This is a genomic window from Parendozoicomonas callyspongiae (assembly GCF_023502345.1).
GTDB classification, from domain to species: domain Bacteria; phylum Pseudomonadota; class Gammaproteobacteria; order Pseudomonadales; family Endozoicomonadaceae; genus Sansalvadorimonas; species Sansalvadorimonas callyspongiae.
On the sequence record NZ_JAMFLX010000003.1, the window covers coordinates 160,066 to 178,087 of the forward strand.

The window sequence follows — 18,022 nt, forward strand, 5'->3', positions numbered from 1 at the left end:
CTTGGTATGGTGTCGTTTTCCGTCTCTTGTTCACGGCTGTACCATGATGATCCTGTCTTTGCCGGGCGCTTCCATTTCAAGCTGCTCACGAGCGAGTTTGTCGATCCGCTTGTGAGCGGTCAGGGTGCTATGCTGTATCAACAACTGCCCCCACTGTTCCTGAATTGCATTTTTACGCATCAACTCAATCTGCAGCTGGTCAAATGCCACCCTGTTCAGGTGCGCTGACCAAACTACAGCAAAAGCTGACACCACGACCAAAGCGCCAAGGACTACAGGCAGCCAGCGGATTCCTCCCTGCAGAAACTGCAAGGGTGCAAAATCCAGCCAGCGTCCACTCATGCCAGCCTTTCCGCAACCCTCATAACCGCACTGCGGGCACGAGGATTACCATCAACTTCTTCCGGGCCAGGTTTACGGGCCTTGCCCACACTCTTTAACTTCCGATTCAGCTGCTCATCCGTCAGAGGCACCCAGCTGGGAACATCATCCCCTTTCTCATGCCTGCGAATGAACCGCTTCACAATCCTGTCTTCCAGAGAGTGGAAGCTGATAATCACCAGTCTTCCTCCAGGCTTCAGAAGCTCCAGACTGTCTTCAAGCAGTCTCTCCAGATCATCCAGCTCGCTGTTGATAAAGATCCGGATCCCCTGGAACGCTTTGGTGGCAGGGTGGATCTTCTTGGGCCATACCGGATTAGCATTCGCTATAATCTTGGCCAAACGAGCCGTTGTCTCAATCGGTGCATTCTGGCGGGCTTCGATAATGGCCTTGGCCATACGGCGGCCGAACTTTTCCTCTCCAAAACGTTTGATCACATCAGTGATCTCATCTTCATCAGCAACAGCGAGCCATTGCGCAGCGCTCATTCCCTTGCTGGTGTTCATCCGCATATCAAGCGGACCATCCCTCAGGAAGCTGAATCCTCGAGCTGCATCATCCAGCTGGGGAGAAGAAACCCCCAGATCAAGGAGAATGCCATCCAGCTTTTCGCCATTTGCAAAGGTTTTAATCTCTGCAAATGAGCCATGACAGATACGGAAGCGCTTGTCTTCCTCCATCAGGGCCTCGCCGAAACCTATGGCGACCGGATCCTTATCAATTCCGGTCAACAGGCCATTTTCATCCAACTGGGACAGGATCAGCCGACTGTGGCCGCCCCGTCCGAATGTTCCATCTATGTAATGCCCGTCGGGCGTCTGAACCAGGCACTCAATGGCCTCATCCAGTAACACGGTTTTGTGCCTAAACTGCTTGCTCATATCTACAACGACAATGTCTGTAAATCTTCGGGAGTCGCCACACCTTCCCCGGTTTCCTTGAGGTAAGCGTCGCGCCGCTCATGCCAGCACTCTTCATCCCAGAGTTCGAATTTCTTGCCCTGCCCCAGCAAAACAGTTTTTTTAGACAGCCCGGCGTATTCACGCAACAGGGGTGGAATTAAAATCCGGCCATTTCCATCCATTTCCAGATCTGTGGCATGGCCGATCAATAACCGCTGTATTCTGCGGGTCATGGGATGAAAGCTGGGAAGAGCCTCGATTTTCGCTTGTATCTGCTCCCATTCATCAACGGGGTAGATCAACAGGCAGGTCTCTTCGGTATCAATGGTGGCAACCAGATACCCGGCGCAACGCTCTGACAATACGGAGCGATAACGTGTCGGCACGGCCAACCGTCCTTTCGCATCCATATTTAGCGCATTCACACCACGAAACACGTGATTCCCTCCACTCTATTGCAACAGCATCCCAAATTATTCCACTTTTATCCACTTTGACCCACTGTATCACACTATAGAAATACGCAAAACCCGGGTCAACACCCCTGGTTACAGACAATTTCTTTTAAAATTAATAAGTTACGAAAAGAGATTAGAGTGGAGAAAAATGGAAAACTTCAAGAAAATGAAACATATGCCCGCACCTGATAAGAGATCAGATTATCTTTACCCACACAGTGCTAAACGCTCCATTTAATAAAGAATGGCACTGGTTATCTCGAAGAAAACTAAGAAATGAGCTTTTTACTGCAACAAAAGCAAAATCAGGAAAAGAAACCATCACGATCTGAAATACTTTTCTTTATGCCCGACGGGACAGAAAGAAAAAATCCGCAAGATGGCCTGTAAGCCGGGTTCTGTACAACTAAAAAGCCGTGACAGCCATTCATCTGGGATACATGTCGCCATGCACCTCAAGCGACCTACCCGAATTCAGCGCGGACCACGCCTATAGAATTCCTATTTGGTCTTGCTCCGAGTGGGGTTTACCCTGCCATGAACTGTTGCCAGTCATGCGGTGCGCTCTTACCGCACCCTTTCACCCTTACCGGTCAGCTCCCTCTAAAAGAATGAGCCAACTTAGGCGGTCTACTCTCTGCGGCACTTTCCGTAGGCTTTCACCCCCCAGGCGTTACCTGGCACCCTGTCCTTTGGAGCCCGGACTTTCCTCCCTTCTTCCTCCGTGAAAACACGAAAAAAGAACAGCGACTGCCCAGCCATCTTGCGGATGGCGGAGAATACCGGAACCTCACCCACACCTCAAGCCGAACTTTTGACTACAGTGCATAGGTCAATCCTTGGTTTACCGTTCAATGTACGCTGAAATCATCCATGACTTCGTACTGCTGTTTGCGGTTATCGATCCAATAGGCAGCCTGCCCATTTTTTTGACCGTCACTCGTCGTTTTTCTCCGGAGCGTAAAGCCCAGACTGCTCTCAAGGCAGTTCTTTACAGCGCTGCCATTATCACCCTGTTTCTCGTAGCCGGGCAGATTATCCTTCACGCCATCGGCATACATCTTGGCGCATTTCAAATTGCAGGCGGTGCTGTCTTGTTTTTGTTTGGGATACAAATGATTTTTCACCCGGAACAGGAAGAGCAGGAAGCCAGCCACCAGGAACCCGGGCACGATGTCGCAGTTTTTCCACTGGCAGTCCCATCACTGGCAAGCCCCGGAGCACTGACGGCGATTATCATCCTCACTGATAACCGTATTCATACCATCAAGGATCAGGCATTCACAGCATTCCTGATGTGCCTGGTGATGGTGCTGACCTACCTTATCTTCAGGTCAGCGCCTCACATTTATAAAATTCTGGGAGAGAATGGCTCAGCCGTACTTGTAAGAGTCATGGGCCTGATTGTGACAGCCCTGGCCGTAGAGATTTGCATAGAAGGTCTGGCAGCCCTTGAATGGGTTCCCTTACCTCCCGATCAATAAATCATTCTTTCATCGCCAGACCTGCCTTATACAGCAGCTTGGATTTTATGCCGGTAATTTTTGAGGCAATCTGACTGGCCTGCTTCATAGGCAGCTCTTCAACCAGCACCTCAAGAATCTTTAATGCCTCGTCAGGAATGTCATCACCAAAGCCTTCCTGCTTTTCAGCACCATGGATAAGAACAACAAACTCCCCTCTGCGCTGATTCTCATCACTGGTGAGAATTTCCTGTAACTCAGATACAGTTCCGGACAAAACAGTCTCAAAAGTCTTTGTCAGTTCCCGAGCCAGGACAATTTTCCGATCACCACCCAGCTCCCCATCCATATCAACCAGCATATCCATGATCCGATGTGGAGACTCATACACAATCCAGGTATGGGGAAAATCTGAAAGCTCTGCCAAGCGTTTACGGCGCCCAGCTCCTTTAGCTGGCAGAAATCCCTCAAAAAAGAAACGATCCGAGGGCAGACCGGATACACTCAGAGCCGACACCATGGCACAGGCACCTGGAACAGGAACAACCTTAATACCAGCCTCACGAACAGCATTGACAAGATGATATCCCGGATCTGAGATCAGAGGCGTGCCGGCATCCGACACCAGAGCAACAGATTCTCCGCCTTGCAACCTTTGAACAATCTGCTCACTCCGGCTCCGCTCATTATGGTCATGACAGGCAACCAGGTTACCTCTGATCCCAAAATGGTTGAGCAATCGTGAAGTATGGCGGGTATCTTCCGCAGCGATCACATCAACCTGAGCCAGAACATCCCTGGCGCGAGGAGACAGATCATTCAGATTACCGATAGGTGTTGCCACTATATAAAGACAACTTTCACTCATTTTTGAACCTTGCTTTTAACTTCACGCTTGGCAGATAGATAAAAGTCGATACATATTTCAGCCTCACTTTCTGGAGCCGCCATCATGTCTCGGTTAGAATCCATCTGTACTAATTTCACTATTTTGCCAGAAGGTCGCCGCAAACCGTGAATTCGAAAATCTGGATAAGAACCGTACTGGTGTCACTGCCAATAATTCTATTGGCGGCCTGCAGCTCCACACCCCGGGTTGAACCCCGTCCAACGGTCATCACCAAGGAAACCGGCACAACGACCGAATCACTTATTGTTTCGGCCAGCAGGGCCGCCGACCCCCTCCGCAGCAAGCTTTACCTTCAGGCTGCCCAAATGTTCGGGATAGACAACCCGCAAAGAACAAACAGCCTGCTTGGCATGGTGAATATCTCCAGCCTTACCAACCAGGAACTTGGCGACTATCTATTACTTCAGGCCCACCTGCGTATCAGCAGCGACACCCCTGGCGAAGCAAGAGACTGGCTGAACTCACTGAACCGGGCAACACTGAGACCTGCTCAGCAGCAGATTTACGATACTCTGCAGGCAACACTATCTGATCTGGAAGGTGACCACAGGGAAGCCATTATCCACTGGGGCAACGCAATCGACACCCAAATAAACAACATTCCAGAGGAACTCTATATTAATCTCTGGTACAGCATGCTTCAGGAAAATAGTGAAGATCTGAAAGCATTACTCAGCCAGACCAGAAACAACAGCCTTATTCCCTGGCTGGAGCTTGCCATCATTTATCGCAGCCCGGAAGAACTTGCCACACAATTGAAGCAGCTTGACGAGTGGCAAAGACGATGGGTCGGTTCACCAGCTTTCTTGAACCAGCCCAAGGCTATAACCACTTTACAAACAACACCAGCTTACCAGCCTCAAAGCATAGCCTTACTTCTCCCGCTGAGCGGCCCTCAGGCCACAGCCGGAGCAGCTGTCCGCGATGGATTTATGGCGGGTTTTTATCAGTCTTTCAAAGGCAACACTCAAGCCTCCCCCCAAAATGTGCTGGTTTACGACACCAATGACACTGATACATCCCAACTGGCTCAACAGGCGCAAAATGATGGGGCTGAGCTGATTATTGGTCCACTGGGTCGCAGTGCTGCTCAAAACAGTCTTGAAAACAGCTCAATTACTGTTCCACAACTTATCCTCAATCAGGTACCTGAGCTACCAAAGCAGATTTCACATCCCGTTTATCAGTTTGGCCTGGCTTCTGAAAATGAAGCGCGTCAGGCCGCTGAACGTGCGTGGCTGGATGGCTACCGACAGCCTGTGTTAATCACACCGGATAACAGCTGGGGCAACCGGGTTGCCACGACATTTTCCGAAACGTGGAAGGAACTGGGCGGTGAAGTACTGGACCAGCAGACCTTCTCAGGAAAGGGAGATTTCAACCCCTCTGTCAGCAAAGCACTGCTGGTAAGCAGCAGCATCAAACGGGCCAACAGCCTGACCAGAGTTCTTGGAAAGCGTCTCGACTTCACCCCGCGTCGTCGCGAAGACATTGACATGATCTTTATTGCTGGTAACCCGAGCCAGGGACGCCAGCTCAAGCCTGCCCTCGATTTCTATTTCGCCTACAACCTACCAACTTACACGGTATCCAGCATGTACAGTGGCGAGATCGACCAGATTCAGGATCGCGATCTCAACGAGGTGAGAATTCCGCTGATGCCATGGCTGGCTGATAAGAGCACTCCTCTCAAGGCCGAAATTGAGAAAACCTGGAGTAACAGCTCCGGCTCACTGGCTCCACTCTATGCACTTGGTGCCGATGCCTGGCGCATCTACCCACGCCTGGAGCAACTGTCACGCTCTCAGGGAGCGCAGATGTTTGGAGCCACCGGCATCCTGACCATAGACAGCAACCGTGAAGTCGAGCGTGAACTCCGCTGGCAGTATTTTCGCAATGGCCGCCCGGTGCCATTAACCCGTGAACGCTCCATGTCTCCGAATCTAGAGAATGTTCTGGAAAACGAGGGTTCATAATACCGCAGGAAAGAAAGCCGAGGATCTGGCTCTCAACTATCTGCGCAGAAAAGGAATGAAGCTGCGGGAAAGAAATTATGCCTGCCGCACAGGAGAACTTGATCTTATCATGCAAGACAGGGACACTCTTGTATTCGTAGAGGTGAGATTTCGCAGTCATCGCAATTTTGGCGCGCCCGAGGAATCCGTTGATTACCGCAAATGTCAGCGGTTGATCCGCACAGCGCAACATTATATGCAAACTTATAATCTCACCGACCAACAACCATGTCGCTTTGATATAATCGCGATTCAGCCGGATGCGCATCACAATGACCTTTATTCGGTCAATTGGACCAGGGATGCTTTCAGAACTTGACTCCATACATTTAGCCGATCAACTATCTGAGAGAACGCAGTTTCCAGACGGACAGAAGCGGATCACCAGGACACCGTGACATGCTTGACCATATAACCAATCATTTCTCTGACAGCATCGACGCCAAGATCCGCGCAGCCGAGGATCTGCCTCCGCTTATCGCCCAGGCTGCAGAGCTTATGGTACACTCCCTTGTTAATGAAGGAAAAATTCTGGCATGCGGTAATGGTGGCTGTGCTGCGGCAGCACAACACTTCACCTCAGAGCTGCTCAACCGCTTCGAGAGGGAACGCCCCAGTCTTCCAGCTATTTCCCTGACCGCTGATACATCAACACTGACGTCTATTGCCAACGACTACAGTTATAACGAAGTATTTTCCAAACAGATTAGAGCACTCGGACAGCCCGGCGACATGCTTCTGGCGATTTCCACCAGCGGCCATTCTCCCAATATTATTCAAGCCATCCAGGCCGCTCACGATCGTGAAATGACAGTCATCGCCCTGACAGGCATGGATGGTGGCAACTGTGCCAGACTTCTACATCCGGAAGACGTTGAAATCCGCGTCGACAACCAGGTCACTGCCCGCATTCAGGAAGTTCACCTGCTTACCCTGCACTGCATTTGCGACTTAATTGATGAATTTCTTTTTGGTAACGCCGAATAACAGGCTAGATAGAAGAGAATTAACAAGGAAAAAATCATGAGAGCCTTACTGCCCATACTGGTTTGCACACTGGCTTTAATCAGCGGATGCGCCTCAACCATTTCAGCAGTGCGCGAAGGTCCCATTGAGGGGAATCAGGGCACACGCAGTATTGGTGCCTGGGTTGATGACCAGGGCATTGAGACTGTTATCAGCGTTAACCTCAAAAAAGCTCCGGGTGAGCCTTTCAAAGGCAGCCATATTGTTGTTACCAGCTTTAATGGCTACATCCTTCTGGCGGGACAAGTTACCAGCGAAGATCTGAAAGCACAGACTGAACAGATAGCACGGGAAGCCAAGAAGGCTCGTAAAGTTTACAACGAGCTGGAAATTGCCGGACCGACCACAGCACTCGTGCGCACAGGGGACAGCTGGCTAACAACCAAGATCAAAGCCACCATGACTGCAATCGAAGGTTTTCCGGTAACACGCGTTAAAGTGGTTACTGAAAACGGTACTGTCTACCTGATGGGACTGGTCACTCCCCGCGAAGCAGAGTGGGCTGTTAGCATCGTTAAAGAATCCTATGGTGTTCAAAAAATTGTGAAAGTTTTTGAGTACATTCGCTGATTTATTCCAGCATAAAAAAAGCCCGCAAAAGCGGGCTTTTTTTATGGACTTATTTCTACTTGATAACCTTCAGGGAAGGACGACCTTTTGCAGGACGCGGCGGTTCTGCAGGAGCTTCAGAATCCGACTTTTCCTCTTCTGGTTCCGACTCTCGAACTATTGATGGAACAGATTCCAGCTTGGGAGACTCTACTTTTTCTTCAACAGCTTCCTGCACAACAGAATCCGGACGCTGCTCCATTTCAAATACCATCCCCTGACCATTCTCACGGGCATAGATGGCCATGACGGCTGCAACCGGCACATAAACATCACAGGACTTCCCACCAAAACGCGCCATAAAGGAAACAGCATCATTTCCAAGATCAAGCTCACGCACTGCCATGGGAGAGATATTAAGAACAACCTGATCATCTTCAGTAAACTGAGCAGGCACACAAACACCTGGCCAGTGGGAATCAACCAGCAGGTAAGGCGTGCATTCGTTATCTACGATCCAATCGTACAGCGCCCGGACAATATAGGGACGACTGCTTGTCATACTCATCAAATGACTCCAGCTTCGGTTACTGATAATAAATTATGCATCCGGCCCAATTTATAACCACACAAAGCACTATCAATAAAAACTAAAAAGTTCCCAATAAAAAAGGGAGTGTGCAATCACACTCCCTTCAGTGTAATTCAAGACTGATCTTACACCCGCATTTCTTTCTCGACTTCGGACAGGCTTTCCTGGAAGGATTCCCGCTCAAACAGTCGATCTGCGTATGCCTGCAGCCCCTTGGCCTGGCGAGGCAGCTCAATACCCAGAGCAGGCAGACGCCACAGGATTGGAGCTACACAGCAATCAACCAGAGTGAACTCTTCACTCATAAAGAAAGGCTTCTCATTGAAGATCGGGGCTATACCGATCAGACCTTCCCGCAACTCCTTACGAGCCTTGGCAACAGCAGATTCCTTGCTCGCAGGATTAACAATAATATCAACCAGCTGACACCAGTCCTTCTGAATACGGTGCATCATCAGACGGCTCTGGGCGCGGGTGACAGGGTAAACCGGCAGCAGAGGTGGGTGAGGGAAGCGCTCATCCAGATACTCCATCATGACACCGGATTCGTAAAGAACCAGATCACGATCGACCAGAGTCGGAACAGTTCCATATGGGTTGATATCGGTGAGTTCCTGGGGCATGGCGTTTGGATCCACGTCCTGAATATCAACAGCAACACCCTTCTCAGCTAATACAATGCGTACCCGGTGACAGTAATGGTCAGCCGGATCAGAGAAGAAGGTCATTGAGGATCGCTTGGCGACTACGCCCATCTATTTACCCCCGCCTGAGGTCTCAGTTGAAACAAAAACGCGCGCAATCAAGAGTGATTACGCGCCAATTGCGGAATTCTACCAGAAAATCCAGCAGATTATAGGAGTTAGTGAACGTCCTTCCAGTATTCACGCTTCAGCAGATAGGCCACTACAAAGAATACCAGCAGGAACAACAGCACATAAATTCCCAAACGCTGGCGTTCCAACTGCATTGGCTCACCGCTATAGGAGAGGAAATTCACCAGGTCATACATGGCCTGATCGAACTGACCGGGAGTCATACTGCCCTTGATAGAACTGTCAGGTTCCAGACCACACAGCTTCTCACCTGTCAGAGTGTCAAGCTGGGAAGCGCCACCACCACAGGTATCTACCTGAGCACCCTGCAACTCCAGCAAAACATGAGGCATACCCACGTCCGGGAATACCTTATTGTTCACACCGTAAGGACGCTTGGGATCGAGGTAGAAAGTACGAAGGTAGGTATACAACCAGTCTGTACCACGAACCCGGGCCACAAGAGTCAAATCCGGAGGTGTGGCACCAAACCAGTTCTTGGACTCTTTCGGATCCATGCCATTGGTCATCAGATCCCCGATTTTACCACCGGCTGGCATCAGGTTTTCCATCATCAGATCATGGGGAATACCCAGATCATCCGCGACCCGTTCATAGCGCTGGAAACCAGTAGCATGGCATCCATAGCAGTAGTTCATATAGGTTTTAGCACCGCGCTGCAGAGAGGCTTTATCGGTCATATCCGGAACCATCTCATCCAGCGGGTAACCCCCTGATGCTGCAAAAGCTCCCAAGGGCAGAACAGCAAACATCAATACAGCTATTGTTCTTTTGAGCAACTGTGTTCTTTTCATTACCCGGTCACCCTCTCCGGAACTGGTTTTGTTTTTTCCTTCGCGGAGTAGAACGGCATCAGCACAAAGAAACCGAAATAGAAAACTGTGCATATACGCGCGATCAAGGTATAGGTGTCCGTGGCAGGCATGGTTCCCAGCCAGGTCAACAATGCGAAGACGATACCAAACAGTACAATCAGGGTGCGGAAAATCGGCCCTTTGTAACGCCAGGATTTCACCGGGCTACGATCAAGCCATGGCAGCACAAACAGAATAGCGATAGCACCACCCATCGCCACAACCCCTATCAGCTTGTCAGGCACGGCCCGCAGGATCGAGTAGAAAGCACCAAAGTACCAAACAGGGGCAATATGCTCCGGCGTCTTCAAACTGTTTGCCTGTTCAAAGTTGGCATGTTCCAGGAAGAAGCCATTCATCTCCGGGAAGAAGAACACCACCACACAGAACACAAACAGGAAGACAGTCACTCCGACAATATCCTTGACTGTGTAGTAAGGATGGAAGGCAATACCATCAACCGGTACACCATCCGGCCCTTTGTTTTTCTTGATCTCAATACCGTCAGGGTTATTTGAACCAACAGTATGCAGAGCCGCCAGGTGCATCACCACCAGACCCAGAATCACAATAGGCAGAGCCACAACATGCAGAGCAAAGAAGCGGTTCAGGGTAATTCCAGAGATCAGATAATCACCACGAATCCACTGCTGCAGGTCAGCGCCAATCACCGGAATAGCACCAAACAGGGAGATAATGACCTGTGCACCCCAGTAAGACATCTGCCCCCAAGGCAGCAGATAACCCATAAAGGCTTCAGCCATCAGCGCCAGGTAGATTGCCATACCAAAGATCCAGATCAGCTCCCTGGGTTTGCGATAAGACCCATAGAGCAGCGCACGGAACATATGGAGATAAACAACCACGAAGAATGCCGAAGCACCTGTGGAGTGGAGATAACGAATCAACCAGCCAAACTCCACATCACGCATGATGTATTCAACAGAGGCAAAAGCACCTTCTGCGCTTGGTTCATAACTCATGGTCAGCCAGACACCGGTCAGAATCTGGTTAACAAGAACCAGCAGTGACAGCGAACCGAAGAAATACCAGAAGTTAAAGTTTTTGGCCGCGTAATATTTGGAGAGATGAGCTTCCCAGAAAGAGGTTACGGGCAAACGCTCATCGACCCATGCCATGAATTTTTGTCCCATCAGGCGTTCTCCTCATCCACACCGATCACGATCACGCCATCCCCCTTGAAGGAATAGGGCGGAACAACCAGGTTGGTTGGTGCCGGTACTCCTTTGTACACACGCCCGGCCAGATCAAACTTGGAGCCGTGGCATGGGCAGTAATATCCACCTTTCCACTTAGCATCGAAGTCCATCGGAACAACTTCTGGATGATACTTGGGAGAGCAACCAAGGTGTGTGCAGAGACCTATCAACACCAGGTACTCAGCCTCACGGGAACGGAACTCATTTTTTGCGTAATCAGGCTGCTCCGATTCATTGGATTTCGGATCACGAACTCGTCCGTCTTCCCCTTCTATATTTTTGAGCATTTCCTGAGTACGCCGCACAATAAATACGGGCTTACCCCGCCATTCGGCAACGACCTGCTGACCAGCTTCCAGTTTGGATACATTGATTTCCACAGGTGCTCCGGCGGCTTTCGCCTTGGCACTGGGATTCCAAGATTTGACGAACGGTGTCGCGACCCCAACGGCTCCCGCCGCTCCGACAACCGATGTAGCTCCTATCAGGAAGCGGCGCCGACCCACATTTACGCCGTCTTGACTCATTCGGCTTTCTCCCCATCAGGGTTATTGCTTGTATGGCATGCCTGCCAGTTTCGGGCGGTGGGCATGGTAGTTAATTTCGTTATTTCCCACAAGCAACAGGCGTTTACCCTACTGCCCCACGCACAGACCGAAATGATATAGGTTTTAGTCCATAATGTTAATGCACCAATAGAGAGAAAAAGCGTCAGAAAAGCCAAAAAAACGGTTAAAAGTCGGTCAAAACTATTTTTTAAACCAGTGGCTTACAAAAAGAGGTGAGAAAGACGACAAAAGAGAGGTAAGAAAGCAGACGGTGGAAGATTTTTCATTCATAAAAAAAACGCCTGACCAATGGCCAGGCGTTTTTTGTGCGGTATCCGAATGGATTAACGCTTGGAGAACTGCGGACGCTTACGCGCTTTGTGCAGACCAACCTTCTTACGTTCAACCATACGGGCGTCACGAGTGACATAACCAGCTTTACGCAGAGCACCACGCAGAGTCTCATCGTAATCCATCAGTGCACGAGTGATACCGTGACGGATTGCGCCGGCCTGACCAGAGTCACCACCACCTTTTACAGTGATGTTCAGGTCAAACTTCTCAGTCATCTCAACCAGTTCCAGAGGCTGCATAACAACCATACGGGAGGTTTCACGACCGAAGTACTCCTGCAGAGTACGGCCGTTGATGCTGATTTTACCAGTACCGGCACGCAGGAATACGCGAGCGGTAGAGTTCTTGCGGCGACCAGTGCCGTAGTTTTGAGTAACAGACATAATAATCCCCGATTAGATATCCAGTTGCTGAGGCTGCTGAGCAGCATGCGGATGTTCGGTGCCAGCGTAAACTTTCAGCTTACGCTGCATCGCGCGACCCAGCGGATTGCGGGGCATCATGCCTTTTACAGCCAGTTCGATAATACGCTCAGGCTTGTGGGCTACCAGCTTTTCGAAGTTCATAGACTTCAGGCCACCCGGGAATTCGGAGTGGCGGTAGTACATCTTGTCAGACGCCTTGTTACCGGTTACGTGAACCTTCTCAGCGTTGATAACTACGATGTAATCACCAGTATCCACGTGAGGAGTGTATTCTGGCTTGTGCTTGCCGCGCAGACGGGTAGCAATCTCAGTGGCCAGACGACCCAGAGTTTTGCCGGTAGCGTCTACGACGTACCAGTCACGCTTTGCGGTTTCTGCTTTAGCGCTAAAGGTTTTCATTAATCTCTTCCGCCTCAATGCTCGCCATGCGAGATGGTTTCATTTCCGCCTCCCTTTGTCGATCCTGAACCAGGCTAAGTTCGGCCTTCAAAAGTTCGGCGTTCAAACATTGGGCACTCAATCGCGGGAAACGAGCGCGATATTATAGCGAGTCAAACTCAGATGGGAAGCCCTGAGTACTCTAATATCTCAGGTTTTTCAAACCTTTCGCAACTGTCAGAATGCGGAAATTGGTAATAATATAGCTGTCTAACTTCTCCAGCCGGAATAATGACAATGGAATACCGAAATCTGGGTCGTACTGACACGCGCGTAAGCCTGATCTGCCTGGGCACAATGACGTGGGGAGAACAGAACACAGAGGAAGAAGCTTTTGCTCAGCTCGATTATGCCACTGAGCGTGGAATCAACTTTCTGGATACTGCCGAAATGTACCCGGTTCCTCCCAAAGAGGAAACCTATACAAGAACAGAATCTATTATCGGCAACTGGTTAAAACAGCGTGGCCAGCGAGATGATATTGTTATTGCGACCAAGGTCTGCGGCCCAGGATTCAGTTATATGGACGGAGGCCGTCATTTTAACCGCCATCATATTGAAAGAGCTCTCGAAGGCAGCCTGAAAAGGTTGGGAACAGACTATATCGATCTCTATCAACTGCACTGGCCTGACCGTAACACCAATAATTTTGGTCAGCGCGGTTTTGTTTATCAGGACAATGAGCAGTCCACGCCCATAGAAGAGACACTTGAAGTTCTCGACTCTCTGGTGAAAGCAGGCAAGATTCGCCATATAGGCCTCTCCAATGAATCTCCCTGGGGGGCCATGCAGTTTCTCTATCATGCGGAGAAGAAGGGCTGGCCAAGAGTTGTATCAATCCAGAACCCCTATAACCTGTTGAACCGGCTTTTTGAAATCGGGCTGGCTGAGATTGCCCACCGTGAAGATCTGGGACTGCTGGCCTACTCCCCTCTGGCCATGGGTACCCTGTCCGGCAAATACCTGAATGGTGCACGCCCCGAAGGCTCCCGAATGGCTTTGTTTACCCGCTTCCAGCGCTATAACAATCAGGAAGCAGAGTCTGCCATTCAGGCGTACGTCAAACTGGCCCAGGATCATGATCTGGATCCTGCCCAGATGGCACTGGCTTATATAAATAGCAGGAGTTTTCTAACCAGCAATATCATTGGTGCGACGTCTCTGGAACAACTCACTGCTGATATTGATTCGTTTGAACTCAATCTTGCACCGGACGTGCTTTCTGAAATTGAAAAAATCCACTCCCGTCACCCGAATCCGAGCCCTTAGCCCCCTTTTGACACTCCCAGGGCTGGTTTCACCAGCCCTTTTCTTATCCAGCTCACCTGTTTTCCTTTGATGGCATGACTTAACAGAAAGTAACTGGCCACTTTCTGTACGTACGTCTAATTTTATTCTCCCGAATGATTGGCAGGTGACATATGGCACAGGGCTCTTCTCTCTCTAAAAAGCGCCTTTTCAGCTTTCTTGCCCCTCCTGCCGCCCGTCAGCCGGTCTCCAGTGACCAAGTCGACTCAACCTACAGGCATCTGCGACTTCAGGTATTTTTGGGAATTTTTATCGGATATGCCGCTTATTATCTGGTAAGAAAAAACTTCAGCATGGCCATGCCTGACCTGATCGCCCAGGGCTTCACTAAAACGGAGCTGGGTTTTGCCCTGTCTGGCGCTGCTATTTCCTACGGCCTCAGCAAATTCTTGATGGGCACAGTTTCTGACCGCAGCGATGCACGACGATTTCTGACTCTCGGTCTTATCGTAACAGCAGGATTGACCATTTTTATGGGTCTTTCCCCCTGGGCTCTATCCAGCATTCCCATTATGTTTACGCTGCTGTTTTTAAATGGATGGTTTCAGGGTATGGGATGGCCGGCCAGTGGCCGAGTTATGGTGCACTGGTTCTCACCCTCAGAGCGTGGCTCCCGTATGGCCATATGGAATCTGGCCCATAATGTTGGAGGTGGGCTTATGGGCCCCTTGGCAATTCTGGGCATTACCCTGACTGGAGCCTGGCAAAGCGCTTTCTACGTTCCCGGCCTCTGCGCCTTTTTTCTGGCTTTTGTCACTTACCTCCTGGTAAGGGATACACCACAGTCCTGCGGACTCCCTCCCATTGAGAACTACCGCGACGATTATCACCCCGATTACAATGCCAGCCATGAACAGGAATTTACCCTGAAAGAAATCCTGTTCCAGCACGTTCTGCCCAACAAAACACTCTGGTGTATTGCACTGGCCAATGCGTTTGTTTATCTGGTCAGATATGGCGTTCTTGACTGGGCTCCGACCTTCTTGTCAGAGGTAAAAGGCTTCCAGGTACAGCAGTCAGGATGGGCCTGGTTTGCTTATGAGGTTGCAGCCATACCAGGCACTCTTTTCTGTGGCTGGCTCAGTGACAGGGTATTTCAGGGGCGCAGGGCTCCAGCCAATATTCTCTTTATGATTTTGGTTATGGGCGTTGTCTTTATTTACTGGCTTAATCCTGCCGGTAACCCTCTGGTAGATAATCTTGCACTGATCACTATTGGTTTTTTGATTTATGGCCCTGTCATGCTGATTGGTGTACAGGCTCTGGATCTTGTTCCCAAAAAAGCTGCAGGAACAGCTGCAGGCCTTACCGGCTTATTTGGATATCTCGGTGGAGCCTTAATGGCTAATATTGCCATGGGCTTTATTGTGGATAACTATGGCTGGGACGGAGGATTCATGATGCTGGCAGCTTCGTGCCTACTGGCCATTCTGTTCATGTCATTTTCATGGACTTCAGAGCGCGCCGAATAGTCATACAACTCTGCTACAGTTTTTTAGGATACTCCGCTAAAGGCAGAGCATGTCAAGAATTGTTTTTTGTAAATGCACTTCCGGAACTTCGGTTTATGCTTACACTCTATTACAGGGGCAACTTCAGGATGTTGCCCCTGTCCAGGAGAAAAGGAATTCTGGCTGTAAAATGGGCATTGTCGATACTTATCCGCAGATCAATCACATAGATCTGAGAGAGGTATCTGACACAAGGTTCAAAGCAGTGCTAGCAGCCATAGATAAAAACAAATAGAGGTCAAAATGGAACTCTTACTATTAGCGGCTTGCGGCATGGTTCTCTACGCGGCTGGTAATTATGTCGATTTCTTTGCAGATCAAATAGCAGGAGAAGCCTTCGATAAGCTGCACGAAGTTATTGGAGGCGTCAGCTACTTTGGGCAGTCTGCCCGCCCGATTCACAAGATTCATGTCAGCCATGTCAGTGTTCCGCTGTTTCCTTCAATCCACCATGATTTAAAAGTTCTCTGCAAAACCGACTGTGACCACTGGTTCTGGTTTAACGCGAAAGTTCGCATGCTGAAGCTTGAAGAAACGAAAATTGCTCCCTTATCAACAGAGGAGGCTTACGAGGCCTTGAGAGATGAGCCAGATATTTGTGTCCGTTTCTTTCCAGATGGAAATAACGATCACGAAGCCATGGAACACAAAAAAAGCGCTTGATTCCCTCTCTTTTCTACAGAAGAACATGCCCTCCTTCTCTTGAAAAGCATGTTCTTCAAAGCCCCCCCATATCGCCACACAGTAACGACCACAAAAACAACAAATATTTATATTTTTTGTTTATTTTTTAGCCATATTCAGTTATAAAACCGCGCTCTTCGCCCAATTTCGAAGACATTCCGTATGATGCACGGTATCAGCCCTTACCGGGCCGGTACCGTTGTAAATAACAAAGGAATACGCTTATGGTCGAACTCGCATTAAAGGCAGCTCCGGAACATGAGGTAACAGGGGATCATGTTCCGACTGCTACACACCACTCCCCATCCCATGGCGAAGCGCCGGATCACTTTGTTATTCGAGACGGAGTAGTCTTTGCCGGAACTCACCTCACGATTGACCTGTGGGGTGCAAAGCACCTGGATGAAATGCCTTTTATGGAAGAGGTATTAAAGCGGGCAATCAGTGAAGCTCAGGCAACTTTACTGCACATCCATCTGCACCACTTCACTCCAAATGGCGGAATCTCTGGAGTTGCGGTTTTGGCAGAATCCCATATCAGCGTACACACATGGCCGGAAAGGGATTTTGCAGCCTTCGATGTGTTTATGTGTGGATCAGCTGAGCCAGCCAAAGTTATTCACATTCTGGACAGAGCATTTTCTCCACAACAGATAGAAGTCAATAAACAGCTCCGCGGTGTGGTGAGGGATCGGATATGAAAATCTACTCAGAAAAGCTGCACCCTGGTTATGCCCAGCAATTTGATATGGAAGAGATTCTTTTTGAGCAGACCACCGGGCAGCAACAGCTGGTTATTTTCAAGAACAAGACGTTTGGGACAGTTATGGCTCTGGATGGAATCATCCAGACAACAGAGTGTGACGAGTTCATTTACCACGAAATGCTGACCCATGTCCCAATACTGGCCCATGGAAATGTAAAAAGTGTACTTATTATCGGGGGAGGTGACGGTGGAATCCTGCGGGAAGTTTGCCGTCATCAGTGTATTGAGGAAATCACCCAGGTTGAAATCGACCACAAGGTTATTGATATGTGTCGGGAGTTTCTGCCCGGCCACTCGAACGGTGCCTTTGATGATCCAAGAGCCAATATTGTTATTGCAGATGGATGCCAGTTTGTAGAACAAACATCACAGACATTCGACATCATTATTTCTGACTCCACTGACCCCGTCGGGCCCGGAGAAGTACTGTTTACAAACACCTTTTATGAAAACTGTAAACGTTGTCTGAATCCAGATGGAATTCTGGTCACTCAAAACGGAGTAGCATACCTGCAGCGGCAAGAAGTCATTACAACAGCCAGACGATTGGGTTCACTTTTTACTCACACAGCATTTTACAGTGCAGCTGTTCCCACATATGTGGGAGGAATCATGTGTTTTGCGTGGGCAAGCGATAACCCGGCACATGCAACAATAAAAACCGAGACAATTAGCCAGAGGTTCGAACAAAGTCAGTTATCAACACGTTACTACACCCCTGATATCCACAGGGCCAGCTTTGCCCTGCCCAGATACATTCTGGATGCTATTAAGGGGTAAAA

Annotated in this window: 21 protein-coding genes and 1 other RNA gene; 10 read left to right on the forward strand and 12 right to left on the reverse strand. The window is 49.6% G+C overall.

The window, feature by feature from the left end; genetic code table 11:
* Positions 1-30: 30 nt before the first annotated feature.
* The 4 genes from ftsL to rnpB all read right to left on the reverse strand — a co-directional run bounded on the left by ftsL (position 31) and on the right by rnpB (position 2,507).
* The gene (gene ftsL / locus M3P05_RS03345; RefSeq protein WP_249697806.1) at positions 31-342 is read right to left on the reverse strand and encodes a cell division protein FtsL; all 312 of its coding nucleotides are present in this window, start codon (positions 340-342) and stop codon (positions 31-33) included.
* Positions 339-1,262 (reverse strand): 16S rRNA (cytosine(1402)-N(4))-methyltransferase RsmH, encoded by a 924-nt coding sequence (rsmH, locus tag M3P05_RS03350; RefSeq protein WP_249697807.1) that lies wholly within the window; start codon positions 1,260-1,262, stop codon positions 339-341. The genes ftsL and rsmH overlap by 4 nt, the downstream gene beginning before the upstream one ends.
* A gap of 2 nt (positions 1,263-1,264) precedes the next feature.
* Positions 1,265-1,720 carry a division/cell wall cluster transcriptional repressor MraZ gene (gene mraZ, locus M3P05_RS03355; protein ID WP_249697808.1) on the reverse strand — a complete coding sequence of 152 codons (456 nt, stop codon included), beginning with the start codon at positions 1,718-1,720 and terminating at the stop codon, positions 1,265-1,267.
* A gap of 392 nt (positions 1,721-2,112) precedes the next feature.
* Positions 2,113-2,507: RNase P RNA component class A (rnpB, locus tag M3P05_RS03360), an RNA gene on the reverse strand.
* An 88-nt stretch (positions 2,508-2,595) separates the two neighbouring features.
* Between rnpB and M3P05_RS03365 the strand changes: the two genes are divergently transcribed.
* Positions 2,596-3,225, forward strand: coding sequence for a MarC family protein (locus M3P05_RS03365; protein ID WP_249697809.1), 630 nt, complete (start codon positions 2,596-2,598; stop codon positions 3,223-3,225).
* A 1-nt stretch (position 3,226) separates the two neighbouring features.
* Here the strand turns inward: M3P05_RS03365 and rsmI are convergent, their stop codons facing one another.
* Positions 3,227-4,072, reverse strand: a complete 846-nt coding sequence (rsmI, locus tag M3P05_RS03370; RefSeq protein ID WP_249697810.1) for a 16S rRNA (cytidine(1402)-2'-O)-methyltransferase — start codon at positions 4,070-4,072, stop codon at positions 3,227-3,229.
* Positions 4,073-4,218: 146 nt separating this feature from the next.
* On the opposite strand from rsmI, the gene M3P05_RS03375 reads away from it, so the two are divergent.
* The 4 genes from M3P05_RS03375 to M3P05_RS03390 all read left to right on the forward strand — a co-directional run bounded on the left by M3P05_RS03375 (position 4,219) and on the right by M3P05_RS03390 (position 7,725).
* Positions 4,219-6,090, forward strand: a complete 1,872-nt coding sequence (locus M3P05_RS03375; RefSeq protein WP_249697811.1) for a penicillin-binding protein activator — start codon at positions 4,219-4,221, stop codon at positions 6,088-6,090.
* Entirely contained in the window at positions 6,065-6,448 is a 384-nt protein-coding gene (locus M3P05_RS03380) for a YraN family protein (RefSeq protein ID WP_249697812.1), read from the forward strand. The genes M3P05_RS03375 and M3P05_RS03380 overlap by 26 nt, the downstream gene beginning before the upstream one ends.
* Before the next feature lie 80 nt (positions 6,449-6,528).
* Positions 6,529-7,116 (forward strand): phosphoheptose isomerase, encoded by a 588-nt coding sequence (locus tag M3P05_RS03385; protein WP_249697813.1) that lies wholly within the window; start codon positions 6,529-6,531, stop codon positions 7,114-7,116.
* Between the two features lie 36 nt (positions 7,117-7,152).
* Positions 7,153-7,725, forward strand: coding sequence for a BON domain-containing protein (locus tag M3P05_RS03390; RefSeq protein ID WP_249697814.1), 573 nt, complete (start codon positions 7,153-7,155; stop codon positions 7,723-7,725).
* A 55-nt stretch (positions 7,726-7,780) separates the two neighbouring features.
* Here M3P05_RS03390 and M3P05_RS03395 read toward each other — a convergent pair whose 3' ends face one another.
* The 7 genes from M3P05_RS03395 to rplM form a co-directional block, all read right to left on the reverse strand.
* Positions 7,781-8,272 carry a ClpXP protease specificity-enhancing factor gene (locus tag M3P05_RS03395; RefSeq protein ID WP_249697815.1) on the reverse strand — a complete coding sequence of 164 codons (492 nt, stop codon included), beginning with the start codon at positions 8,270-8,272 and terminating at the stop codon, positions 7,781-7,783.
* Positions 8,273-8,421: 149 nt separating this feature from the next.
* Positions 8,422-9,051, reverse strand: coding sequence for a stringent starvation protein SspA (gene sspA / locus M3P05_RS03400; RefSeq protein ID WP_249697816.1), 630 nt, complete (start codon positions 9,049-9,051; stop codon positions 8,422-8,424).
* A gap of 107 nt (positions 9,052-9,158) precedes the next feature.
* Entirely contained in the window at positions 9,159-9,926 is a 768-nt protein-coding gene (locus M3P05_RS03405) for a cytochrome c1 (protein WP_249697817.1), read from the reverse strand.
* Positions 9,926-11,140: a cytochrome b gene (locus M3P05_RS03410; protein WP_249697818.1), complete on the reverse strand. Its 1,215-nt coding sequence runs from the start codon at positions 11,138-11,140 to the stop codon at positions 9,926-9,928. The genes M3P05_RS03405 and M3P05_RS03410 overlap by 1 nt, the downstream gene beginning before the upstream one ends.
* Complete coding sequence (gene petA / locus M3P05_RS03415; RefSeq protein WP_249697819.1) at positions 11,140-11,733, reverse strand: ubiquinol-cytochrome c reductase iron-sulfur subunit; 594 nt, start codon at positions 11,731-11,733, stop codon at positions 11,140-11,142. The genes M3P05_RS03410 and petA overlap by 1 nt, the downstream gene beginning before the upstream one ends.
* A gap of 365 nt (positions 11,734-12,098) precedes the next feature.
* Positions 12,099-12,491, reverse strand: coding sequence for a 30S ribosomal protein S9 (rpsI, locus tag M3P05_RS03420; protein ID WP_249697820.1), 393 nt, complete (start codon positions 12,489-12,491; stop codon positions 12,099-12,101).
* A gap of 12 nt (positions 12,492-12,503) precedes the next feature.
* A complete protein-coding gene (gene rplM / locus M3P05_RS03425) occupies positions 12,504-12,932 on the reverse strand; it encodes a 50S ribosomal protein L13 (protein WP_249697821.1) in 429 nt (142 codons plus the stop codon).
* Positions 12,933-13,208: 276 nt separating this feature from the next.
* Between rplM and M3P05_RS03430 the strand changes: the two genes are divergently transcribed.
* The 5 genes from M3P05_RS03430 to speE all read left to right on the forward strand — a co-directional run bounded on the left by M3P05_RS03430 (position 13,209) and on the right by speE (position 18,020).
* Complete coding sequence (locus tag M3P05_RS03430; protein ID WP_249697822.1) at positions 13,209-14,240, forward strand: NADP(H)-dependent aldo-keto reductase; 1,032 nt, start codon at positions 13,209-13,211, stop codon at positions 14,238-14,240.
* A gap of 152 nt (positions 14,241-14,392) precedes the next feature.
* The gene (gene glpT, locus M3P05_RS03435; protein ID WP_249697823.1) at positions 14,393-15,751 is read left to right on the forward strand and encodes a glycerol-3-phosphate transporter; all 1,359 of its coding nucleotides are present in this window, start codon (positions 14,393-14,395) and stop codon (positions 15,749-15,751) included.
* A 282-nt stretch (positions 15,752-16,033) separates the two neighbouring features.
* Positions 16,034-16,453, forward strand: a complete 420-nt coding sequence (locus tag M3P05_RS03440) for a hypothetical protein (RefSeq protein ID WP_249697824.1) — start codon at positions 16,034-16,036, stop codon at positions 16,451-16,453.
* Between the two features lie 245 nt (positions 16,454-16,698).
* Positions 16,699-17,175 carry an adenosylmethionine decarboxylase gene (gene speD, locus M3P05_RS03445; RefSeq protein ID WP_249697825.1) on the forward strand — a complete coding sequence of 159 codons (477 nt, stop codon included), beginning with the start codon at positions 16,699-16,701 and terminating at the stop codon, positions 17,173-17,175.
* Complete coding sequence (gene speE, locus M3P05_RS03450) at positions 17,172-18,020, forward strand: polyamine aminopropyltransferase (protein WP_249697826.1); 849 nt, start codon at positions 17,172-17,174, stop codon at positions 18,018-18,020. Before speD ends, speE begins: the two co-directional genes overlap by 4 nt.
* Positions 18,021-18,022 lie beyond the last annotated feature (2 nt).

Bases quoted from the DNA above. Each gene is read 5' to 3' on its own strand.
- sspA (WP_249697816.1), bottom strand. From the start codon at position 9,051: ATGGGCGTAGTCGCCAAGCGATCCTCAATGACCTTCTTCTCTGATCCG.
- M3P05_RS03390 (WP_249697814.1), top strand. From the start codon at position 7,153: ATGAGAGCCTTACTGCCCATACTGGTTTGCACACTGGCTTTAATCAGC.
- M3P05_RS03430 (WP_249697822.1), top strand. From the start codon at position 13,209: ATGGAATACCGAAATCTGGGTCGTACTGACACGCGCGTAAGCCTGATC.
- M3P05_RS03365 (WP_249697809.1), top strand. From the start codon at position 2,596: ATGTACGCTGAAATCATCCATGACTTCGTACTGCTGTTTGCGGTTATC.
- rplM (WP_249697821.1), bottom strand. From the start codon at position 12,932: ATGAAAACCTTTAGCGCTAAAGCAGAAACCGCAAAGCGTGACTGGTAC.
- M3P05_RS03405 (WP_249697817.1), bottom strand. From the start codon at position 9,926: ATGAAAAGAACACAGTTGCTCAAAAGAACAATAGCTGTATTGATGTTT.
- ftsL (WP_249697806.1), bottom strand. From the start codon at position 342: ATGAGTGGACGCTGGCTGGATTTTGCACCCTTGCAGTTTCTGCAGGGA.
- M3P05_RS03440 (WP_249697824.1), top strand. From the start codon at position 16,034: ATGGAACTCTTACTATTAGCGGCTTGCGGCATGGTTCTCTACGCGGCT.
- speD (WP_249697825.1), top strand. From the start codon at position 16,699: ATGGTCGAACTCGCATTAAAGGCAGCTCCGGAACATGAGGTAACAGGG.
- rsmI (WP_249697810.1), bottom strand. From the start codon at position 4,072: ATGAGTGAAAGTTGTCTTTATATAGTGGCAACACCTATCGGTAATCTG.
- rsmH (WP_249697807.1), bottom strand. From the start codon at position 1,262: ATGAGCAAGCAGTTTAGGCACAAAACCGTGTTACTGGATGAGGCCATT.
- M3P05_RS03410 (WP_249697818.1), bottom strand. From the start codon at position 11,140: ATGGGACAAAAATTCATGGCATGGGTCGATGAGCGTTTGCCCGTAACC.
- speE (WP_249697826.1), top strand. From the start codon at position 17,172: ATGAAAATCTACTCAGAAAAGCTGCACCCTGGTTATGCCCAGCAATTT.
- rpsI (WP_249697820.1), bottom strand. From the start codon at position 12,491: ATGTCTGTTACTCAAAACTACGGCACTGGTCGCCGCAAGAACTCTACC.
- M3P05_RS03380 (WP_249697812.1), top strand. From the start codon at position 6,065: ATGTTCTGGAAAACGAGGGTTCATAATACCGCAGGAAAGAAAGCCGAG.
- glpT (WP_249697823.1), top strand. From the start codon at position 14,393: ATGGCACAGGGCTCTTCTCTCTCTAAAAAGCGCCTTTTCAGCTTTCTT.
- petA (WP_249697819.1), bottom strand. From the start codon at position 11,733: ATGAGTCAAGACGGCGTAAATGTGGGTCGGCGCCGCTTCCTGATAGGA.
- M3P05_RS03385 (WP_249697813.1), top strand. From the start codon at position 6,529: ATGCTTGACCATATAACCAATCATTTCTCTGACAGCATCGACGCCAAG.
- M3P05_RS03395 (WP_249697815.1), bottom strand. From the start codon at position 8,272: ATGAGTATGACAAGCAGTCGTCCCTATATTGTCCGGGCGCTGTACGAT.